Origin of the sequence: Shinella agrisoli, from assembly GCF_046557955.1 — a bacterium.
In the GTDB taxonomy this organism is placed as follows: domain Bacteria; phylum Pseudomonadota; class Alphaproteobacteria; order Rhizobiales; family Rhizobiaceae; genus Shinella.
The window spans coordinates 1-19,710 of record NZ_JBJIEP010000027.1 but is presented as its reverse complement, the minus strand read 5'-3'; the positions used below and the strand labels follow the sequence as shown (position 1 = coordinate 19,710).

15 protein-coding genes are annotated in these 19,710 nt (G+C 66.3%); all 15 read right to left on the bottom strand.

Features of this window, described 5'->3' with window-relative positions; genetic code table 11:
- Window positions 1–8: 8 nt before the first annotated feature.
- The 15 genes from ACIIOY_RS22710 to ACIIOY_RS22640 all read right to left on the bottom strand — a co-directional run bounded on the left by ACIIOY_RS22710 (window position 9) and on the right by ACIIOY_RS22640 (window position 19,336).
- Window positions 9–2,420 (bottom strand): GcvT family protein, encoded by a 2,412-nt coding sequence (locus ACIIOY_RS22710; protein WP_411036948.1) that lies wholly within the window; start codon window positions 2,418–2,420, stop codon window positions 9–11.
- 192 nt (window positions 2,421–2,612) lie between these two features.
- Complete coding sequence (locus tag ACIIOY_RS22705; protein WP_411036947.1) at window positions 2,613–3,272, bottom strand: TetR/AcrR family transcriptional regulator; 660 nt, start codon at window positions 3,270–3,272, stop codon at window positions 2,613–2,615.
- A gap of 226 nt (window positions 3,273–3,498) precedes the next feature.
- Window positions 3,499–4,662 (bottom strand): acetylornithine deacetylase, encoded by a 1,164-nt coding sequence (argE, locus tag ACIIOY_RS22700; protein ID WP_411036946.1) that lies wholly within the window; start codon window positions 4,660–4,662, stop codon window positions 3,499–3,501.
- 40 nt (window positions 4,663–4,702) lie between these two features.
- Complete coding sequence (locus ACIIOY_RS22695) at window positions 4,703–5,380, bottom strand: DUF1028 domain-containing protein (protein WP_411036945.1); 678 nt, start codon at window positions 5,378–5,380, stop codon at window positions 4,703–4,705.
- 12 nt (window positions 5,381–5,392) lie between these two features.
- Entirely contained in the window at window positions 5,393–5,815 is a 423-nt protein-coding gene (locus tag ACIIOY_RS22690; RefSeq protein WP_411036944.1) for a RidA family protein, read from the bottom strand.
- A gap of 100 nt (window positions 5,816–5,915) precedes the next feature.
- Window positions 5,916–7,532, bottom strand: coding sequence for a GMC family oxidoreductase (locus ACIIOY_RS22685; RefSeq protein ID WP_411036943.1), 1,617 nt, complete (start codon window positions 7,530–7,532; stop codon window positions 5,916–5,918).
- Window positions 7,532–9,181, bottom strand: a complete 1,650-nt coding sequence (locus ACIIOY_RS22680; RefSeq protein ID WP_411036942.1) for an amidohydrolase — start codon at window positions 9,179–9,181, stop codon at window positions 7,532–7,534. The genes ACIIOY_RS22685 and ACIIOY_RS22680 overlap by 1 nt, the downstream gene beginning before the upstream one ends.
- A 52-nt stretch (window positions 9,182–9,233) precedes the next feature.
- Window positions 9,234–10,250 carry an extracellular solute-binding protein gene (locus ACIIOY_RS22675; RefSeq protein ID WP_411036941.1) on the bottom strand — a complete coding sequence of 339 codons (1,017 nt, stop codon included), beginning with the start codon at window positions 10,248–10,250 and terminating at the stop codon, window positions 9,234–9,236.
- A 19-nt stretch (window positions 10,251–10,269) separates the two neighbouring features.
- Complete coding sequence (locus ACIIOY_RS22670) at window positions 10,270–11,079, bottom strand: ABC transporter permease (protein WP_411036940.1); 810 nt, start codon at window positions 11,077–11,079, stop codon at window positions 10,270–10,272.
- Window positions 11,076–12,005, bottom strand: a complete 930-nt coding sequence (locus ACIIOY_RS22665) for an ABC transporter permease (protein WP_411036939.1) — start codon at window positions 12,003–12,005, stop codon at window positions 11,076–11,078. Before ACIIOY_RS22665 ends, ACIIOY_RS22670 begins: the two co-directional genes overlap by 4 nt.
- Window positions 12,002–13,075 (bottom strand): ABC transporter ATP-binding protein, encoded by a 1,074-nt coding sequence (locus ACIIOY_RS22660; protein ID WP_411036938.1) that lies wholly within the window; start codon window positions 13,073–13,075, stop codon window positions 12,002–12,004. The genes ACIIOY_RS22665 and ACIIOY_RS22660 overlap by 4 nt, the downstream gene beginning before the upstream one ends.
- 10 nt (window positions 13,076–13,085) lie before the next feature.
- A complete protein-coding gene (locus tag ACIIOY_RS22655; RefSeq protein ID WP_411036937.1) occupies window positions 13,086–15,167 on the bottom strand; it encodes an oxidoreductase in 2,082 nt (693 codons plus the stop codon).
- Window positions 15,168–15,465: 298 nt separating this feature from the next.
- On the bottom strand, window positions 15,466–16,950 hold the full coding sequence (locus ACIIOY_RS22650; RefSeq protein WP_411036936.1) for an aldehyde dehydrogenase: 1,485 nt from the start codon (window positions 16,948–16,950) through the stop codon (window positions 15,466–15,468).
- Window positions 16,947–17,906, bottom strand: a complete 960-nt coding sequence (locus ACIIOY_RS22645) for a LysR family transcriptional regulator (RefSeq protein ID WP_411036935.1) — start codon at window positions 17,904–17,906, stop codon at window positions 16,947–16,949. The genes ACIIOY_RS22650 and ACIIOY_RS22645 overlap by 4 nt, the downstream gene beginning before the upstream one ends.
- A gap of 173 nt (window positions 17,907–18,079) precedes the next feature.
- Window positions 18,080–19,336 carry a flavin-containing monooxygenase gene (locus ACIIOY_RS22640; protein ID WP_411036934.1) on the bottom strand — a complete coding sequence of 419 codons (1,257 nt, stop codon included), beginning with the start codon at window positions 19,334–19,336 and terminating at the stop codon, window positions 18,080–18,082.
- Between the last annotated feature and the right edge of the window lie 374 nt (window positions 19,337–19,710).

Here is a 19,710-nt window from a genome sequence, read left to right as displayed (position 1 = left end):
AGTGACTCTTACCGCCTCATCGCCGCGCCGCCAGGATCATAGGGAGATGGCGCAATGACCGTTGCCGAACGCTCCCGACCGACGACGTGAACGGTGACGGACGTTCCTTCGGCGGCGACGGCCCGGTCGACGAGCGCCAGGGCAAGGCTCTTGCCCAGAGTGTGGCCATAACCGCCGGACGTCACGTAGCCGACGAACTTGGAATCCTGCCATATCGGCTCGTATCCGCTGGCATCGGCATCGACGGCATCGATCTCAAGCGTGACGAGGCGGCGCAAACTCCCGCGCTCCCTGTCGGCGAGCGCGGCGCTCCTGCCGATGAAATCGCCCTTGTCGAACGCGATGAAGCGATCGAGCCCCGTCATGGCCGGCGTATAGCTCTGCGTGAATTCCCGGTTCCAGATGCCGAAGCTCTTCTCGAGCCGGAGCGAGTGTCCCGCGGCAAACCCGACCTCGACAAGGCCGAACGGAGCCCCGGCCTCAAGCAGCATCCGCCGAAGCGTCGCATGCTCGACGGCCTTGCAGTTCAGCTCGTAGCCGATCTCGCCCGTCAGCGAGATGCGGGCCGCCTTCAGCCGCAGGAGCCCGACATCGAGCTCGGAACAGGCGAAGAGGGGAAAGGCTTCGTTCGACAGGTCGCGATGCGTGAGTTTCTTGAGGATATCGCGCGACCTCGGCCCGGTGAGGGCGAAGCCGACGACGCTGTCGGAGATGTCGTCGATCCGGACGTCCTCTTCCAACAGGTGCTCGAACCAGCGCATGTGCCATTCGCGCAGGTAATAGGAGCCCATCAGCCACCATCTGCCGTCTCCCCAGTTGAGGACGGTCAGATCGCCCTTCAGGCGGCCGTCATGGCCGAGCATGGGAGCAAGGCGGGACCGGCCGGGCTTCGGCAGCCTGGACGCAAGGATACGGTCGAGCCATTGGGCCGCCTTGGCGCCCGTGACCTCGTAACGCGAATATGCCGAGATATCGAGGAGTCCCGCGCTTTCACGCACCGCGCGCGCTTCCCTTGCGACGATCTCGAAGGCGTTGGAGCGCTTGAGCGTCGGCTGCTCGACGAAATCGTCCTTCGCGAAGTAAAGCGGTATTTCGAGACCCCAACTAACCCCCCATCGCGCGCCGGCGGCCGTCATCGCATCGTAGGCAGGCGGCATCTTCAGAGGCCGGCCGGCGGGAAGCTGCTCGTTCGGATAGGTCATGACGAAGCGACGCGAATAAAACTGGCCGGTGGTCTGGCGGATATATTCGCGGTTGGACGAGAAGGCGCCGTAGCGGGCGATGTCCATGCCGAAGACGTCGGCCTCCGGCTCTCCATGGACCATCCACTCCGCCAGCGACTTGCCGACGCCGCCGCCCTGCAGGAATCCCGCCATCACGCCGCAGGCCACCCAGTAGTTCCGGACGCCGCGCACGGGACCGACCAACGGATTGCCGTCGGGAGAGAAGGTGAAGGCGCCGTTCACCCAGCGGCGGACACCGGCCTTCTCCAGAACGGGATAGCGGTTGAACGCCATGACGAGCTCGTCCGCGATCCGATCGGTGTCCTCCTGGATGAGCTCGATGCCGTAATCCCACGGGGCGCCGTCCATGTTCCAATGCTGGAACTTTCGCTCGTAGATGCCGAGAAGGACGCCCTTCTGCTCCTGGCGCATGTAGGTGAAGCCTTCGAGGTCCACGGCCGCCGGGAACTCCTGTGCCAGCGAAGCGACTTCCGGAACGGTTTCCGTCACGAGGTAATGATGTTCCAGCGGAGACACCGGCAGATCGACGCCGGCCATGAGGCCGACCTGTTTGGCCCAGAGCCCGCCGGCATTGACGACATGCTCGGCGCGGATGGTGCCCTTCTCCGTCACCACGTCCCAGGTTCCGTCCGGCAGATGCTTCAGCTCCAGGACCCGGTTGTGCTCGATCACGTCCGCGCCGCGCATACGCGCGCACTTGGCATAGGCATGGACCACACCCGAGGGATCGATGTAGCCTTCCCTCGCCGCGTAGAGGCCGCCTATGATCCCTTCGGCGTTAATGATCGGAACCAGCCGCTTGATCTCGTCCGGCCCGATCAGTTCCACATCGTTCATGCCCATCGTCTGGAAGACGCGATAGGTCGACTGCAGCCATTCCCACCGTTCCGGAGCGCAGGCGAAGCTGATGCCTCCGGTCATGTGCATGCCGACGCTCTGGCCGGACTCGCGCTCGATCTCCTGCAGGAGGTCGATCGTGTAGGACTGGAGAGCCGCGATGTTGGGATCGGAATTCAGGGCGTGGAAGCCGCCGGCTGCGTGCCAGCTCGAACCAGCAGTGAGGACTTCACGTTCGACGATGGCCACATCTGTCCAGCCCATCTTCGTCAAGTGATAGGCCACGGAAGCGCCGACGACGCCGCCACCGATGATTATGACGCGATAGCGGGTCTTCAAGGCCGACCTCCCTTGGCTGGACATGCAGATGACGTAACATCTATGTTCATATGTGTCCAGAAATTTGTTCGAAGAAGCCTGCACACGTTTCCGAACGCCCAAGAATTTCCAAGCGGGGAAGGCGCCGTGGGCGCGTGGCGCAGGTTTTCGCCGATCGATGGTTCGGACGGAGCGTCGCCCCGCGCGCAACAGTTATGCGGGCCTGCCCTTCAGGCCCTCGATCCGCCGGATGTACGCCTCCAGCGCGCTCTCGTCGGGTTCCGACCCCATATGGGCCAGCAGATAGTTGCGGAGGTGCTTTGTTCGGGTCTCAAGTGACTCGCGCACCTCCAACGCAAAATAGCCGACCTGCGTGAAATAGAGGACTCGTGCGCGGATGAACGCTTCCCCGTCCTTCATCCCGTACCGACTGAACATGTGAGTCAAGGCCTCGATTCGTTGACGATCGGCCTGTTCTACGATGGATCTAACGTTCGGATCCTTGCGCGCCCAGAAACGGACGACCGTGTCTAGGCTTGAATCAAACAGCGATGGATTGATCCAGCATTCAAAGACATTGCAGACCGCTTCGGTGAGGTTTTTCGCTGGGCGCATAGCGCGTTCGATCACCGGACCGGTGTTGCGTCGCAACCAGTATGAGAGCAGCTCATCCTGCAGCTCGCCGATGTCCTTGAAAAACCAGTAGAAGCTGGAGCGGGAAACGCCGAGCCTCTTCGAGATCACCTGTATCTTTACCTGATCGATGCCCTCCAGGATCAGGATATCGACCGCGGCAGCGATCCAGTCGTCCTTGGTGGATTTCGAGATTGGAGAAGGGTGGCGGTCATTCCTGACGGCACTCGGCCCGGTCATCTCATTCTCCAAGAAGCGGTCGCGGTTCGGCCTGGCGAGTCAAACACCACGCTGGCCGTGTCTGTATTTCCTGATCATGTGTGTACACAATCATCGCTTCGCAGTGAAGAATTCATTTGAGGATTATTTGTGCAGCCGCAATGGCCCGCAATGATGCTCGGGCTGAAAGGCGGCGATCTCGTCGGACTTTAGGGGATAGCGCCCCATCAAGCTTCTTTGGACCTCACTATGCGCACGAGGCGAGGTCCTCGACCAGGCGGGCAAGCATTGCGTCGCATCGCGCGAGCTGGTCGCTGCTGACGAATTCGTCCGGCTTGTGTCCCTGCTCCATGGAACCGGGGCCGCAGACGGCGGTGGAGATGCCGAGTTCCTGATGGAAGAGACCGCCCTCGGTGCCGAAGGCGACCTTGAGCATGGCGCCGTCCTCGCCGAGGATCCGGTTGAGGAGCCGTACCGCCGGGGCGTCGGGGCGGGTGTCGAGGCCGGGATAGCCGGAAACCCGCTCGATCTCGATGCAGGCCATCGGGAAGCGGTTGCGATGGGGCGCGGCGATGGTTTCGGCGTCCGCCTCGATGCCGGCGAGGATGTCCTCGGCGGCGTCTTCGGCGATGTTGCGGATCTCGAAGTCGATCTCGCAGGCGTTCGGGACGATGTTGAGCGCAGTGCCGCCCCGCATCATGCCGGCATGGATGGTGGAATAGGGGATGTCGTAGCCGGGATCGCGCCTGCCTGTAAGGGAGATTTCCTCCTGCCGCGCCTGCAGGGCGGTGATGAAGGCCGCGCCGAGATGCAGCGCATTCAGCGCGTTGGGGGCAAGCGCGGAATGCCCTTCCTGTCCGTGGCAGCAGGCCCTGAGCGCCAGCTTGCCCTTGTGGCCGGTCGCGATCCGCATGCCGGTGGGTTCGCCGACGATGCAGAGCGCCGGGCGCTCCGGCCGCGCCGCCAGCGCCTCGATCATGCCGCGCACGCCGATGCAGCCGATCTCCTCGTCATAGGAGAGTGCCAGATGCAGGGGCCGCTTCAGCGGGCGGGAGGCGGCGGCAAGGGCGGCGCGAAGCGACGCGGCGACGAAACCCTTCATATCCGCCGCGCCGCGCCCGTAAAGGCGCCCGTCCCGCTCGGTCAGGGTGAAGGGATCGGTGCTCCAGTCCTGCCCGTCGACCGGCACGACATCCGTGTGGCCCGAAAGCACGACTCCGCCCGGTCCGTGCGGGCCGATGGTCACCCAGAGGCTGGCCCGGCTGCCGTCCGGATGAAAGAAGCGCTCGATCCTGGCGCCGGCGGGGCGGAGCAGGCCCTCGACATAGTCCAGCAGGGCGAGGTTCGATGTCCGCGAGACCGTCGGCTCGGCGACGAGGCGGGCGAGGATTTCCGGGGTCGAAGGGATCATGCGCCGTCCGTTTCCTGAACGATGGGCGAGGGCCATCCCCTCAGCGGTCGCCCGGCACGCCGTAGCTCGGCGCGTCGGCCGGGTTCAGCGCCCGTGTGACATAGGCGTCCATCTCGTTGCGCCAGCGTTCCCAGAGCGCGGCGCATTCCTCGATCGGATCGCCCTCGGTCCAGTCGACGCGCAGGTCCGCGACATTCCAGGGAACGCGGTCGACCATCACGAGACCCATCGAATGGACCGGCCCCTCCTCGCCGCCGGCCATGATCGCCGCGCGCATCGCCGCGATCAGGCGGTCGCCGAGATGCCGGCCCCTTGCCGCTTCGAACGCCTCGACCATTTTCTGCGGGATTTCGGTCGTCGTCAGCATGTTGCCGGCCGCAACCACATTGTCGCCGCGGGCGGATGCATGGGTGCCGAGCGTCCTGGGCCCGGAATAGGTGGCGGTCCGCCCCCCGGCATCGACGAGCGCGAGCTGGCGGTACTCGATAAGCGGCGCTTCCGCGACGAGGCGCGCGAGCGCGGCTTCCGCCGAAAGCCCCCCGGCCATCAGGTCGAGGCCCTTCGGGCCGAGGCGGGGATCGGTGACGTTCTGCGTCGAGACGGCGCCCACGCCGGCCCGCACATGGGCGCAGCGTGCCGCGACGCTCGGCGAGGACGAGGAGACGGCAATGCCGAACATGCCGGTGTCGGCGCAGCGGCCGGAGACGGAAAAAGTCATGTCGTCCTCCCGTCAGGCTTCGTCGGGAATGACGGCGGTCGCCTCGATTTCGACCAGCCATTCGGGCCGGGCGAGCGCCGATACCACGAGGCCCGTGGAGACCGGAAAGACGCCCTGGAGATACTTGCCCATTTCCCGATACACCGCCTCGCGGTAGCGGATGTCGATCAGGTAGACGACGACCCGGCAGATGTGGCTGAGGTCGGAGCCCGCCTCTTCGAGCAGCATTTTGATGTTTTCCATCGCCTTGCGGGCCTGGGCCGCGGCATCGCCGATATGCAGGCTTTCGCGCGTATCGAGGTCCTGCGCGATCTGCCCGCGCACGAAGACCGTCGTGCCGCGCGCCACCACCGCCTGGCAGAGGTCGTTGTTCAGCTTCTGCTCGGGATAGGTGTCCTTCGTGTTGAAGGGGCGGATGCGGGTGTGGACGGGCATGTGGATCTCCTTGATGCGCGGCACGGATGAACCGGCGGACTCTAGCGCTGCGCTCCGGGGCGATTAAGTCGTTTTTACTGACCCTCCGCTTCGGAAAAAGCTATGTCCCGGTCCCTGCCGATCGCCAGCCAAGCATCGCGCGGGCACATTTTTCCCCGATCATCATCGAAGGCGCATTGGTGTTGCCGCCGATCAGCGTCGGCATGACCGAGGCATCGGCCACGCGCAGGCCCTCGATCCCGTGGACCTTCATCGAGACCGGATCGACGACGGCCAGCGCATCGCGGCCCATCTTCGCCGTGCCGACGGGGTGATAGACGGTCAGCGCCTCGGCCCTGAGATAGGCGAGGAGCTCGTCGTCGGTGCGCACATCCGGCCCGGGCAGGATCTCGCGGCCCTTCAGATATTGCATCGGCGGGGCGGCGAAGATCGCGCGGGCGAGCTTGATGCCCTCGACCAGCACGCGCGCGTCCTGAGGGTCGCTGAAGAAGCGGTGATCGATCTCCGGCGCGAAAAACCCGTCCTGCCGGGAGAGGCGGATTTCGCCGACCGATTTCGGCCGCAGCACGCAGGTGTGGATGGCAAAGCCGTGGCCCCATTCGACGAGGCGGCCGCGATGGCTGCGATAGCCGGGCACGAAGTGGAACTGCACGTCCGGCAAATCGCCGGCATGGCGCGTTTTCGCAAAGCCCCCGGCCACGACATAGTTGGTGGAGAAGAGCCCCTTGCGGCCGAGCGCGAAACGGAAGGGCGCGGCAAGGAGCTTGCCGGCATTGCGCAAGGAAATGCCGAGCGTGCGGGTGGAGGAACTGCGCACGGTGATCATGCCGTCGACATGGTCGCGGAGATTCTGGCCGACGCCGGGAAGGTCGCGGGCAACCGTCACACCCTCCTTCTGCAGCGCCGCACCCGGCCCGATGCCCGACGCCATGAGGATAATAGGCGTGCCGATGGCGCCGGCGGACAGGACGATGTCGCCGCGGCAGGCGACGGTGACCGGCCGGCCTTCGCGCAAGACCTCGACGCCGGTGACGCGCGCGCCGTCGAGGACCAGGCGGCGAACCTCGGTGCCGGTCCAGATCGTCAGGTTCGGACGGCTGCGCACCGGTTCGAGGAAGGCATTGTAGGCCGAGAAGCGGATGCCGTTCCTCTGCGTCACGTCGTAGATGCCGAGGCCGAGCTGGCTCGGGCCATTGAAGTCGGTGTTGCGCGGCAGGCCGAGCTTTTCGCCGGCGGCGATGAAATCCTGGCAGACCGGGTTCGGGTCCTTCGGGCGGTCGACACAGAGCTCGCCCTCGGTGCCGTGCAGCGCGGGGTCCTGCCCGATCCGGTTGCCTTCGAGCGCCTTGAAGACCGGCAGGACGCCCTGCCAGCCCCAGCCCTCGCAGCCGAGGTCGCGCCATTCGTCGTAATCCTGCGGCGCCCCGCGGATATAGAGCATGGAGTTCAGCGAGGAGGAGCCGCCCAGCATGCGGCCCCGGTTCACCGGGATGCGGCGGCCGTTCAGCTCCGGCTGCGGCGTGCCGACGAAACCGTAGTCGAAGCGCGGGCGTCCGTACATGGCGAGGATGCCGGCCGGCACCTTCACGCGCACGTCGCGGTCGCTGCCGCCGTTCTCGATCACCAGCACGCGCCTGGCGGGATCGGCCGACAGGCGGTTGGCAAGCACGCAGCCGGCCGAGCCCGCGCCGATGACGATATGGTCGAAGGTCTCCATTAGTGTGCCTCGTCGTAGGTGATTGTTCCGTTGCAGACCGTGAGCGCGATCCGGGCCGCGTCCTCGGCTTCGCCAAGGCCTTCCAGCGAGCCCTCGACCAGCACCAGATCGGCGTCGAAGCCGGGTTCCAGCCGGCCGCGGCGGTGCTCGGCGAAATCGGCATGGGCGCCGCCGGCGGTATAGGCGAGGAGGCATTCGTCGAGGGTCAGCCGCTGGTCGGGCATGTCGGGCGCCCACGGGCGGCGCGTGAGTGCGCAATGGATCGCGTAGAGCGGCGAGATGGGCGAAACCGGCCAATCCGTGCCGAAGGCGAGCGGCACACCGCGCTCGCGGATCATCCGCCAGGGAAAGGCGGTCGGCCAGCGGTCGCGGCCCATGATCGTGGTCGTGGGTTCCAGCGGAAGCCCTGCCGACCCCGGCGGGTGGACGGGCTGCATGGACGCGACGATGCCGAGGGGAGCGAGCCGTTCCAGGTCCTCGCGCGTGATCGTGTCGATATGCTCGATCCGGTGGCGGGAATCGCGCGGGCCGTTGGCCCTGCGGGCGGCCTCGTAGCCGTCGATCGTGGCGCGCACCGCACCGTCGCCGACGGCATGAGTCGCGATCTGGAGACCGCGCCGGTCGGCCTCGATGCAAATCGCATTGAAGATGTCGGGCGCGATGAGCGGCTCGGAGCGGAAGCCCGGCCGGCCGGGATAGTCGGTGACGGTCAGCGCCGTCCAGGTGTCGTAAACGCCGTCCATGAAGAGTTTTATGCGGCCGAAATGCAGCCAGTCCGGCACCTCCGGGCCGAAGCCGTCGATCAATGCGACGCCTTCCGCACCGTGACGCTGTTCCAGCCGGAGCGGCAGGCTCACCCGCACGGGCATGTCGCCGGCGAGCGCCAGATCGCGCATCAGTCCGGCCTGGTAGGCATTGCCGTCCATGTTGACGGCGGTGGTGATGCCGTGGCGGGCGCAATAGTCGCCGGCCTTGCGGATCAGCGCCTTGTCATGGGCGCGGTCCTCGTCCGAAACCGCGCCGCCGCCATCGTAGTCCAGGCCATCGCGGCCCTTGAGGCGGGAGAGCATCCTGACACGGTTCATGGCGGCGAATTCGCGCAGCTCGCCGTTGGCAAGCCCGTCGTCGCCCATCACCACTTCGGCACCGTGGCCGACATCGGCACCTTTAAGGATGCCTGCGAGCTCCAGGGCGCGGGTATTGGCCCAGGCGCAATGCATATCCGTCGCCAGCAGGCAGAGCGGGCGGTCGGCGATGATCGCGTCCAGCAGATGGCGGTCGGGCCGCCGGTCCTCGCCGAAGATCACGTAGTTGACGGCATAGCCGAAGAGGATGTCGTCGCCCGGATTGGCGGCGGCGAACGCCGTAAGCGCGGTACGGGCCGCCTCGAAGCCGAAGGTGGCGCCGAGGTTCAGCATGGCGAGCGTCGCCCCGCCCATGAAGAGATGCAGGTGGCTTTCTATGAAGCCCGGCAACAATTCCCGTCCCTGCGCATCAATGAGGCGCGTGCCGGGCCCGGCATGGGCGCGGATCGCTTCATCCGGGCCGAGCGCGAGGATGCGCCCCCGCGAAACGGCGACGGCGGTCGTTCCCGCCGGCGCGAAAACGGCGCGCACGCGGGCATTCACGATGATGAGATCGGCGGGCATGGCTGGCTCCGTTCCGCGAGGAGCGGCGGGGGCTGGTCGCCCCCGCCGCGGATTACTGCAGAAGCTGGGTCCAGACGCGCGTCACCAGGTCCTGCGCGGCGGGCGAGCAGGTGCGCGAGAAGACCACCGGCACTTCCGGGTAGAGTTCCGGCGCCTTTTCCTTGGTGTAAACGACCTTTTCCTGCACGAGCTTCATCGGCGAGGAATGGGCGTAGAAGTTCATCTGCTCGGTGGCGTTTTCCGGCGTGGACATGAACTCGATGAACTTGATCGCGTTGTCCTGGTTCGGCGCGCCTTTCGGGATGACCATGCTGTCGATCCAGCCGACGAGGCCCTCCTTGGTCATCGCGAGCGCGAAGGGCGAACCGTTGGTGCGGGCCTTCAATTCCTCGCCGTCCCACCAGAAATGCGCCGCGACCTCGCCGGAGGCAAGGCGGCTTGCGATATTGTCGGAGGAGTAGACGGCGACGGACGGCTTCTGCGCCATCAGGAGGTCGAGCACCTTCTTCATCTCGGCCTGGTCCTCCGTGCAGAAGGGCACGTCGAGATAGAGCTGGGCGGCGCCGATCACCTCGTCGGGGTAGGAGAGCATGGCGATCTTGCCCTTGAGCTCGCCGTCCGGCTCGAAGAAATACTTGAGGCTGTCGGTCGGCCCCTTGTACTGCTCGGTGTTCACGACGAAGCCGGCGGTGCCGTAGGCGATCGGGATCGAATATTCCTGCTCCTCGTCCCACCACTGGTTGCGCCAGCGCGTGTCGATGTTCTCGTATGCCTTCAGCTTGTTGGCGCCGTAGTTCTCGATGAGGCCTTCATCGATCATCACCCGCAGGAAGTGTTGCGAAGGGGTGGCGATGTCGTAGCCGGACGATCCGGCCTGCAGCTTGGTCAGGAGGTCCTCGTTCGAGGTGTAGCCGTCGACATTGACCTTGACGTCATGCTCCTTGGAGAACTTTTCGATCAGGGCCGGCGAGATGGACTCGGCCCAGACATAGAGGTTGAGCTGTCCCTCCGCCTGTGCGGCGGTCGCAAAGCCCAGAGCAAGGGCGGTGGCTGCCAGGTATCTTTTCATCGTCTGTTCCTCTCTTTGGTTATGGTTCGGGCATTTCACGGGCGCCTCGCGCCGCGACCAGAAGGGCGACGGTGGCAAGGACCAGCGAGGCAAGGATCAGCAGCGTGGCGATCGCGTTCAGCTCCGGCGACGTGCCGCTGCGGATGAGCGAGAAGATGTAGACCGGCAGCGTGGTGGTGCCGCCGGTCGACAGCATGTTGGAGGTGATGAAGTCGTCCATCGAGATCAGGAAGGCGAGCATCGCGCCGGAGAAGACGCCGGGAAAGATCAGCGGGAGCGTCACCCGCCGGAAGGTCGTCCAGCGGTCGGCGTAAAGATCGGCGCTCGCTTCCTCGAGATCGAGCGACATGCCTTGCAGGCGCGCGCGGATCGGCAGGAAGGCGAAGGGCGTGCAGAAGGCGGAATGCGCGATGATCAGCTTCAGCATGCCGTTCTGGATGCCGATCAGCGAGAAGAGGATCAGCGTCGCCACCGCCAGCACGATTTCCGGCAACAGCAGCGGCAGGTTGACGATCGTCTCCGAGAGCCTGCGGAAGCGCACGTTCCTGCCGCGGATGATCGCCAGCGCCGCCGCAAGGGCGATCAGCGTCGAGGCCACCGTCGCCACGGCCGCCACCGTCAATGAGGTCTCGAGCGCATTCATCAGCGCCGCATTGTTGAGCGCCGAGGCGTACCATCGCAGGGAGAACTCGGTCCAGACGCCGGCAATCCGGTTGGCGTTGAAGGAATAGATCACCACCACGGCCAGCGGCGCGTAGAGGTAGACGAAGAACAGCACCGTCAGCGGGCCGAGGCCGGGGTAGCGCTTGACGTCGTGGCGGGTGCTCATCGGGTATCCTCCCTGTGGGCGGCGCGCAGCGCCGTGTAGATCAGGAAGACCATCACGAGCGCCATCAGCGTCATGGCGATCGCCGCGCCGAAGGGCCAGTTGCGCCCGCCGCCGAACTGAAGCTGGATCAGCGAACCCATCATCATCTGCTTGCCGCCGCCCATCAGCGTCGGCTCCAGCACCGCGCCGAGCGAGGGCACGAAGACGAGGATGGCGCCGGCGACGATGCCGGGGGCGGTCAGCGGCAGGATCACCCGGCGCAGCGTCACCCAGCGGTCGCCGTAAAGGTCGTGCGAGGCCTCGATCAGCGTGCCGTCGAGCTTCTCGATGGAGGCGAAGACCGGCAGAACCATCAGCGGCATGGCGGTGTAGACCATCGCCGTCAGCGTCGCGCCGTCGTTGAACATGAAGCTCATGCCGGCGGGGAAGCCGAGATTTTCGAGGAAGCGGGGCAGCGTGCCGTCCTTGCCGAGCATGATCATCCAGGCATAGACGCGCAGGATCATCGAGACCCAGAACGGCAATGTCACCAGGTAGACGAGGGCCGCCTTGCGGCCGGCCGGCTGGCGGGAGATGAAGTAGGCGACCGGGATGGAGAAGACGAGGCAGATCAGCGTCGTCGCGCCGGCGAGCAGGAAGGTGCGCGCGATGATCAGGAGGTATTGCGGGGTGAATTCCAGCTCGCCCGTCCAGCCTTCGTTGAACAGGATCTGGCGATAGCCGGCAGGATTCAGATCCCAGGTGAAGCCGCCGTGCGCGCCGCGCGTGGCGACGGAGACGGCGGCGATGATGGCGATGGGCAGGATCAGCGCGAAGCCCATCAGCAGCCAGGACGGCAGCAGCCCCCAGAAGGAAAGGTCGTGCCAGAAACGGGCGCGGGGAGCGCGTTCCGTTTCGGCGGGGGCATGGAGCGCGCTGTCCGTCATGCCGCCAGCACCCGCGCCGCGCCGGCGACGAAACCCACCGGAACGGTCGCCCCGAGCGGGATCGTGTCTCCCTCGCGCGAGGCGTTGCGGCGCGAGGCGCGCAGCGCCGTACCCGCGACGTCCAATGTGTAATGGGTATAGCCGCCCATATAGTTCTTGTCCGTGATGCGGCCGGTGAAGGCGATGCCCTGCGCCTGGTCGCCGAGATTGATCTTCTCCGGCCGGATCGAGAGCGTGGCGCGATCCCCGGCGGCACGGCCGGTTGCCGGCGCCGTCAGCACCACGCCGAAGGGCGTGCGGACGGTCGCCTGGCCGGGCGCGGTCTCCAGCACCTCGACGTCGAGGAAATTCGTCTCGCCGACGAAATCGGCGACGAAGCGGTTGACCGGTTCCTCATAGATCTGGGTCGGCGTGCCGATCTGCTGCACCTCGCCGCCGCCGAGCACGGCGATGCGGTCCGACATGTCGAGCGCCTCCTCCTGGTCGTGCGTGACGAAGACGAAGGTGATGCCGGTGTCGCGCTGCAGGGTCCGCAGCTCGTTCCGCATCGCCTGGCGGAGCTTCAGGTCGAGCGCGGAAAGCGGTTCGTCCAGCAGCAGCACTTCCGGCTCGGGGGCCAATGCGCGCGCAAGCGCGATGCGCTGGCGCTGGCCGCCGGAAAGCTGGGCGGGCTTGCGCCTGGCCATGGGGCCCATGTGCACCCGTTCGAGCATCTCGCCGACGCGGCGGCGGATGCGCGCCTGGTCCCAGCCGAGGTTTTCGAGCCCGTAGGCGACGTTCTGCTCCAGCGTCATGTGCGGAAACAGCGCGTAGCTCTGGAAGACCGTGTTGACGCGCCGCCTGTGCGGCGGAACGTCGATGACCTCGCGGCCGTTCAGGAGGATCGATCCGCCGTCGGGACTCTCGAAGCCGGCCAGCATGCGCAGAAGCGTGGTCTTGCCGCAGCCGGAGGGACCGAGCATCGTGAAGAACTCGTTGCTGCCGATGATGAAGCTGACGGAGTTCAGCGCCTGGTAGGTCCCGAAGCTCTTCGAGACCGATATCACTTCGATGGCCGTGGGCTGGTTCATCCGTCTCTCCTCATGCCGGCTCGAGTTCGGTGACTTCGCGGCGGAAGGGCAGCGCATCGCCGATGTCCGGCGTGTCGAGCTCGCGCGCATAGCGGTGCCCCGCATAGGTCGCCCAGGCGATCGGCGCGGGCGCGGCGGCATCGCCGATGATCTTGACGCTCCTGACGCCGGCATCGGCCCAGTCGTCCCGCCGGGCCACGAGGTCGCAATAGAGCCGGTCGTCGGACATGCGCGAGGCGACCATGACGAGCGCATCGCAGCCGATCGCGCCGCGCTTGCCGGTATAGGCGCAGTTGGTCTCGACCTCGCCGGCGCGGATGGCGGTCACGCCGCGGTTCAGCCGGATGTCGACGCCGAGCTCGTCGAGGCGCACATGGATTGCGCCCTGCTCCAGCGTGTTGCGCGTCCAGTCTGAGACATAGGCGGACGGCGTGACGAGGATGACGCTCGCACCGGCCTTGGCCATCACCTCGGCCATGACGCCGCCCATGTAGTAGTGGTCGTCGTCATAGACCACGACGGTCTTGCCGGAGAGGCTTTCGGGATGCTTCTTCGCCATGATGTCGTCGGGCGTCCAGACGGTCATCGTGGGGTCGATCGGCATCGGCACGACATGCTGGCGGGCGACACCGTCGCGCCGCCAGTGGGAGCCGGTGGCGATGGCGACATGCTCGAAACCGAAGCCCAGCACGTCCTCGGCCGTCAGCCGGCTGTCGAAATAGGTCTCCACATTGGTGCGCTGGGAAATCTGGTACTGGCGGTAATCGACGACGCGGCCCCAGGCGGAAAGGCCGGGCAGCAAGCGTTCGCGGGCGACACGGCCGCCGAGGGTGGTGGTCGCTTCCGCCAGGGTCACGTCATAGCCGCGCAGCGAAAGGGCGCGGGTGGCCTCCAGCCCGGCAGGGCCGGCGCCGACGACGAGCACCGTCCGGCTCTCGCCCTTTTCGTTCATGCGCTCGGGGTGCCAGCCCTTGCGCCATTCCTCCATGAAGGTCGGGTTCTGCGTGCAGCGGCTGATCGACATGGTCATGTCGCCGGTGATGCACATGTTGCAGCCGATGCATTCGCGGATGTCCTCGATGCGGCCTTCCTCGATCTTCCTCGGCAGGAAGGGATCGGCGATGGAGGGACGGGCGCAGCCGATGAAATCGAGAACGCCCTGGCGCACCATGCGCGCCATCACGTCCGGCGAGGTGAAGCGGCCGACGCCGACGACGGGCTTCGAGGAGAGCTCGCGGATGCCCTTGACGAGCAGTTCCTGCGCGCCTTCCTCCTTGAAGCGCGACGGGCCGGAACAGTCCTCCCAGGCGCCGTGCGCGAGGTCCCAGAGGTCCGGCAGGTCGGCGTTCAACTCGACGAATTCGCGCACCTCGGCATTGGAAAAGCCGAGCTCGCCGATCGTCTCGTCGAGGCTGACGCGCATGGTGATCGCCGTCGTGTCGCCGACGGCCTCGCGGATGTCGGCCACCACCTCGCGGGCAAAGCGCGAGCGGTTTTCGAGGCTTCCGCCATACTCGTCGGTGCGCTGGTTGGTGGCGCGCGACAGGAAGTGCTGGAAGATGCCGAACCCGTGCGCGCCGTAAAGACAGATGAGGTCGAAGCCGGCGATCTTCGAGCGCTTCGCCGCGTTGACGAACCAGCGGCGCAGGTTCCTGATATCGGTGCGGTCCAGCGCGCGGGCCTGCACCGGATCGTTGGTGAAGGTGCGGATCGGCAGGGCGGAGGGGGCGAGCGGCACCTCCTTGGTATAGAAGTTGGGGCCGTTGATGCCGGAGTAGGCAAGCTGGATGCCGGCGAGCGCGCCGTGCACCTTCATGGCATCCGACATGCGGCGCAGGCCCGGAATGTCCTTGTCCTCCCACAGGCGCAGCTCGATGAAGGGCGTGATCTCCGAGGTGTGGTGCATCTCGGTCTGCTCGGTGAAGATGACGCCCCAGCCGCCCTCCGACTTGATGCCGCGCATGGCCGCCGCCGCCGAAGGGTCGCGGTAGCCGCCGCCGTTGCAATGCGGCACCTGGTAGAACCGGTTCTTGGCGACGTGCGGGCCGACGCTCACGGGTTCGAACAGGATATCGTATTTGCTGTCGCGCATGGCAGTCCTCAGGCTTTCTGGTGGCTATTGGATTTGGCGAAGGGCATCCGGTAAATGACGCGTTCCGGAAGCATGGATTAGGTTCAGACTAATCGGGGCTGCTCGTGTAGCGACCTGTGAATTCAACCTTAGCGAGAATCTGTGCCGGCTGCCGAGCGGAAAAAATTTTATCTTTTATTTTCAGCGGGTTGTGGTGCCGTTTCAGCCGGCCCTCGCGAGCGTTGAAAGACGCATGCAGGGGCCGGCGCCCGCGATGAGCAATCCTTGGGCCAGGCCGTGCCTCGAAACGGGCAGGTGCTTAATACTTGACCCACACGGTTTTGAGTGCGCAGTACTTGTCAAAACTGTGAATGGAGAGGTCCCGGCCGAAACCGGACTGCTTCATGCCGCCGAAGGGCGTCATGGCGGACAGCGCGTCGACCGTGTTGACCGAGACCGTTCCGGCATGCAGCCGGTCCGAAACCGACAGCGCCCGCGACAGGTCCCGCGTCCAGACGGAGGTGGCGAGGCCGTATTCGCTGTCGTTGGCGATGCGCAGCGCCTCCTCGTCGCTGTCGAAGGGCGTGATGGCGAGGACGGGGCCGAAAATCTCCTCCCGCGCGATGCGGGCCTCCGGCGGCACCTCGTTGAAGATGGCCGGCTGGATGTAGCAGTCCGAGCCGTCGCGGGTCTCGCGCTCGCCGCCGTGCGCCAGCCGGCCTTCGGCGCGGCCGATGGCGATATAGTCCGCGACGCGGTCGGCATGGGCCTTCTCGACCAGCGGGCCCATGCGGGTTGCCGGATCGAGCGGGTCGCCGAGCGGCCAGGCGGCGGTCGCCGCGATCAGCTTCTGCGTGAACTCCTCCTGCACCGAGCGGTGCACCAGAAGCCGGGAATTGGCCGAGCAGACCTCGCCGGAGTTGAACAGGATGCCGAAGGCCGCCATCCCGGCCGCCTTGTCGAGATCGGCATCGGCGAAGACGAGGTTCGGCGACTTGCCGCCGGTCTCGAGCCAGACCTGCTTCATGTTGCTCTCCCCCGCATAGGTCATGAAGAGCTTGCCGACCTTCGTCGAACCGGTGAAGACCAGCGCATCGACATCCGGATGGAGGCCGAGCGCGCGGCCGGCATCCTCGCCGAAGCCGGGCACGACGTTCAGCACGCCGTCCGGCAGGCCGGCCTCGGAGGCAAGCTCGGCCAGCATGAGGGCGGAGAGCGGCGATTGCTCGGCGGGTTTCAGCACGACGGAATTGCCGGTGGCAAGCGCCGGCGCGAGCTTCCAGGTCGCCATGTCGAGCGGAAAGTTCCACGGCACGACGGCGCCGATCACGCCGAGCGGCACACGGCGGATCATCGCGAGGTCGCCGCGGCCGGTGGGCGCGATCTCGTCATAGAGCTTGTCGATCGCCTCGGCATGCCACTGGAAGAAATGGGCCGAGCCGGGCGCGTCGATGGTGGAGCTGTCGCTGATCGGCTTGCCCATGTCGAGCGTGTCGAGCAGGGCAAGTTCCGGCACGTTCTCGCGGATGAGGGCGGCAAGGCGCAGCAGCACCTCCTTGCGCTCGGCGGGCGATTTGCCGGACCAGCGGCCATCGTTGAAGGCGCGGCGGGCGGCGGCGACGGCCGCGTCGATGTCTTCCGCCGTGCCGCGGGCGACGGCCGTCAGCACCTGCCCGTTGGCCGGGTTCACGGTCTCGAACCTGCCGCCCTTCGCCGCGTCGCGGAAACCGCCGTCGATATAGAGGCCGTTGCGGAATTTCAGGCCAGCGGCGCGGGCGCGCCAGTCGGACGTCGTCGTGGTCATGAACTGCCTTTCTGTTCCCTGGGTTCGCCGGCGGAGACCGGCAGGTGCATGCCCATGCCGCGGATCTTCTCGCCGCAGAAGTCGATGAAGCGCCGGACGGTGAGCGCGGGGCTCGCGCCGCGCATGGCGAGAATGCCCATGCGCATGGGGCGCAGATCGCCGGTGAGCGGCACGAAGGCCAGCTTGCCGCCGTCCAGCGCATAGGAGGAGACCGGCCGGATGTTGGCGATCGAATAGCCGAAACGGTTGGCGACCATGGCGCGCATGACCGACATGTCGCGTGTGCGCTCGACGATATGCGGCGTCAGCCCCGTGTCACGGAAGAGCGAGACGAAGTAGGCCGAGCTGTGCGGCAGGTCGAGAAGGATCATGGGATGCGGCGCAAGGTCCTCGACCGTCACCTCGCGGCGGGTCGCCAGCGGGTGGTCCTCGTGCAATACGGCATAGGGCGGCAGCACCGCAAGCTCGTGGAACTCCATGTCCGCGGGGATGTCGAGGTCGTAGCTGAGCGCGATGTCGAAGCGCGCCATGCGCAGCCCTTCGAGGATGCGCGCATGGTCGCGCTCGTACTGGAAGAAGTCGACATCGGGATAGGCATCGGAGAAGGAGCGGCGCAGCGACGGGATGACGGCCTGGGCGAAGGTGACGAGACAGGCGACATGCAGCGGGCCGCGAACCTGCCCGGTCAACTCGTTCGACAGCGCGTTGAGCTTCGCCGCCTCGGCGAGGATCTGGCGCGCCTGATCGACGAAACTGCGTCCTGCCTGCGTCAGCGAGAGGCCGTGGGCGTGGCGGCGCACGAAGAGCGTGATGCCGAATTCCCGTTCGAGCTGGGAGATCGCCGCCGAGACGGACGGCGCCGATACGTTCACCCGCTCCGCAGCCTCGGTGACCGAACCGTATTCCCCGACCGCGACGAGATATTCCAGTTGGCGAAGGGTGAAGCGCAAGACCATGTCTGTATCCTTGTTGAGCCGCCAATTAAGGAACAGATTCAGGCGCGGGGAAAGAGCGGCATCGCTGCCGGCATTGCGAAAGACAGGGCCGGAGCCCGCTTCGGGGTTGCGGATCATGGCATGCTCGCTTCCTGCGTGCGGCAGCCGGCGCATGCTGCCCTGCCTTTCGATTGTCACGCCCAGCTTGCGGGCCGTGACGGTGATCGCGCCTGCCGGTTTTCGGCGATGTGGCCCGCCAGATAATCCGCGTCGTGCCAGACGCCCCATATGAAGGAAGACGCCCGGCGCGACAGCCAGGGCAGGCCGACGAAGTAGAGGCCCGGCACCTTCGAGACGCCCCGCTCATGAATGGGCCGGCCCTTCCCGTCGAAGGCATCGATCTTCACCCAGCTGAAATCGAGCGCGTAGCCGGTCGCCCAGATGATCGTGGTGACGCCAACCGCCCCGAGGTCGAGCGCGAGCACGGGATCGGTCACGCAGGCGGGGTCCGGCTCCATCCTGCGGGCCTCCGGCTCCTCCGGCAGGTCGAGGCCGTTCCTCGACGCGTAGTCGTCGGCCTGGTCGAGGAGGGAGAGATAGTTGGCGTCGCCGAGCGCGATGTTCCTTGCAAGGTCGGGCGCGAAATGCATCACCCCTTCCTCGAAGGTCTCCGCCCGCCCCAAGAGCGTCATGCCGCGTGCGGCCAGCCGCCGGAAATCGACCGTCTGCCCGCCATAGGCGCCGCTGACCGCGATCGTGACGTGTTCCGTGTTGGGAGCCGGAACCTTCAGGTCCCATATGCCCAGAACCCCCAGCCACCAGCAGAAGTCCCGCCCGCGGTAGCGCCGCGGCGGCCGGTCGTGCGGGCCGAGGGAGAGATAGACGCGCCGCCCTGATCGCAGCAGTTCGTCTGCGATCTGCGTGCCGGAGGAGCCGGCGCCGATCACCAGGACGGCCCCCTCGGGCAGTTGATCCGGATTGCGATAGGCGTTGGAGTGGATCTGCCTGATGCCTGCGTCCGGCGGCACCACGGCCGGAATGACCGGACGCTGGAAGGGGCCGGTGGCGGCGACGACGTTCTTCGCCTCGATCGCGCCGTCCGATGTCTCGACCCGGAAGCCGTCGCCCTCCTTGTGAACGGCCGTGACCTCGACGCCGCAGCGGATGGGCGCCCCGATCCGTTCGGCATAGGCGACGAAATAGTCCGCGACCTGATCCTTGGGGGCGAAGGCATCGCCGTCGAGGCCGGCAAAGGTCATGCCGGGAAAGCGGTCGTGCCAGGCGGGGCCGTTGGCGACGAGGGAATCCCAGCGCCCGGTGCGCCAGCTTTCGGCGATGCGGTTCCTTTCCAGGACGAGATGGGGAACGCCGCGCTTGCCGAGGTGCTCGCTCATCGCGACTCCGGCCTGGCCGGCGCCGATGATGAGCGTATCCACTTTTTCCACTGCCATGCCGGCTTCCTCTTCACGTCAGACCTATCGGCATTTGTGTAGAGGAAGGCGGAAAGGGCCGACATGAGAGTTTGATTCAGCGCTGGTTAGGCCGCCGCTAAACTGGCGGTGGTGGCGCCGAAGGAGGAGCATGGACGGGTCCGCATCCAAGCTCACCGCGGAGCATCCTTATCGTCGCCCGCATAGAAGACCGGAGCGACCGCACCGCCAGCCTTTGAACACCAACGGTCCGCACGTCAGAACCGGATGTTGAGGCCGAGGGAGGCCGCGTGGTTGGCCTGCTCGCCGGAGAACAGCCCGTCGTAGCGGGCACGCACGGTCATGTCGTCCGACACGTTCCAGGAAAGACCCGCGCCGATACGCAGCCGGTCGCG

Coding starts and splice junctions, on each gene's coding strand:
- ACIIOY_RS22705 (WP_411036947.1), bottom strand. CDS start 3,272: ATGACCGGGCCGAGTGCCGTCAGGAATGACCGCCACCCTTCTCCAATC.
- argE (WP_411036946.1), bottom strand. CDS start 4,662: ATGATCCCTTCGACCCCGGAAATCCTCGCCCGCCTCGTCGCCGAGCCG.
- ACIIOY_RS22695 (WP_411036945.1), bottom strand. CDS start 5,380: ATGACTTTTTCCGTCTCCGGCCGCTGCGCCGACACCGGCATGTTCGGC.
- ACIIOY_RS22690 (WP_411036944.1), bottom strand. CDS start 5,815: ATGCCCGTCCACACCCGCATCCGCCCCTTCAACACGAAGGACACCTAT.
- ACIIOY_RS22685 (WP_411036943.1), bottom strand. CDS start 7,532: ATGGAGACCTTCGACCATATCGTCATCGGCGCGGGCTCGGCCGGCTGC.
- ACIIOY_RS22680 (WP_411036942.1), bottom strand. CDS start 9,181: ATGCCCGCCGATCTCATCATCGTGAATGCCCGCGTGCGCGCCGTTTTC.
- ACIIOY_RS22675 (WP_411036941.1), bottom strand. CDS start 10,250: ATGAAAAGATACCTGGCAGCCACCGCCCTTGCTCTGGGCTTTGCGACC.
- ACIIOY_RS22670 (WP_411036940.1), bottom strand. CDS start 11,079: ATGAGCACCCGCCACGACGTCAAGCGCTACCCCGGCCTCGGCCCGCTG.
- ACIIOY_RS22665 (WP_411036939.1), bottom strand. CDS start 12,005: ATGACGGACAGCGCGCTCCATGCCCCCGCCGAAACGGAACGCGCTCCC.
- ACIIOY_RS22660 (WP_411036938.1), bottom strand. CDS start 13,075: ATGAACCAGCCCACGGCCATCGAAGTGATATCGGTCTCGAAGAGCTTC.
- ACIIOY_RS22655 (WP_411036937.1), bottom strand. CDS start 15,167: ATGCGCGACAGCAAATACGATATCCTGTTCGAACCCGTGAGCGTCGGC.
- ACIIOY_RS22650 (WP_411036936.1), bottom strand. CDS start 16,950: ATGACCACGACGACGTCCGACTGGCGCGCCCGCGCCGCTGGCCTGAAA.
- ACIIOY_RS22645 (WP_411036935.1), bottom strand. CDS start 17,906: ATGGTCTTGCGCTTCACCCTTCGCCAACTGGAATATCTCGTCGCGGTC.
- ACIIOY_RS22640 (WP_411036934.1), bottom strand. CDS start 19,336: ATGGCAGTGGAAAAAGTGGATACGCTCATCATCGGCGCCGGCCAGGCC.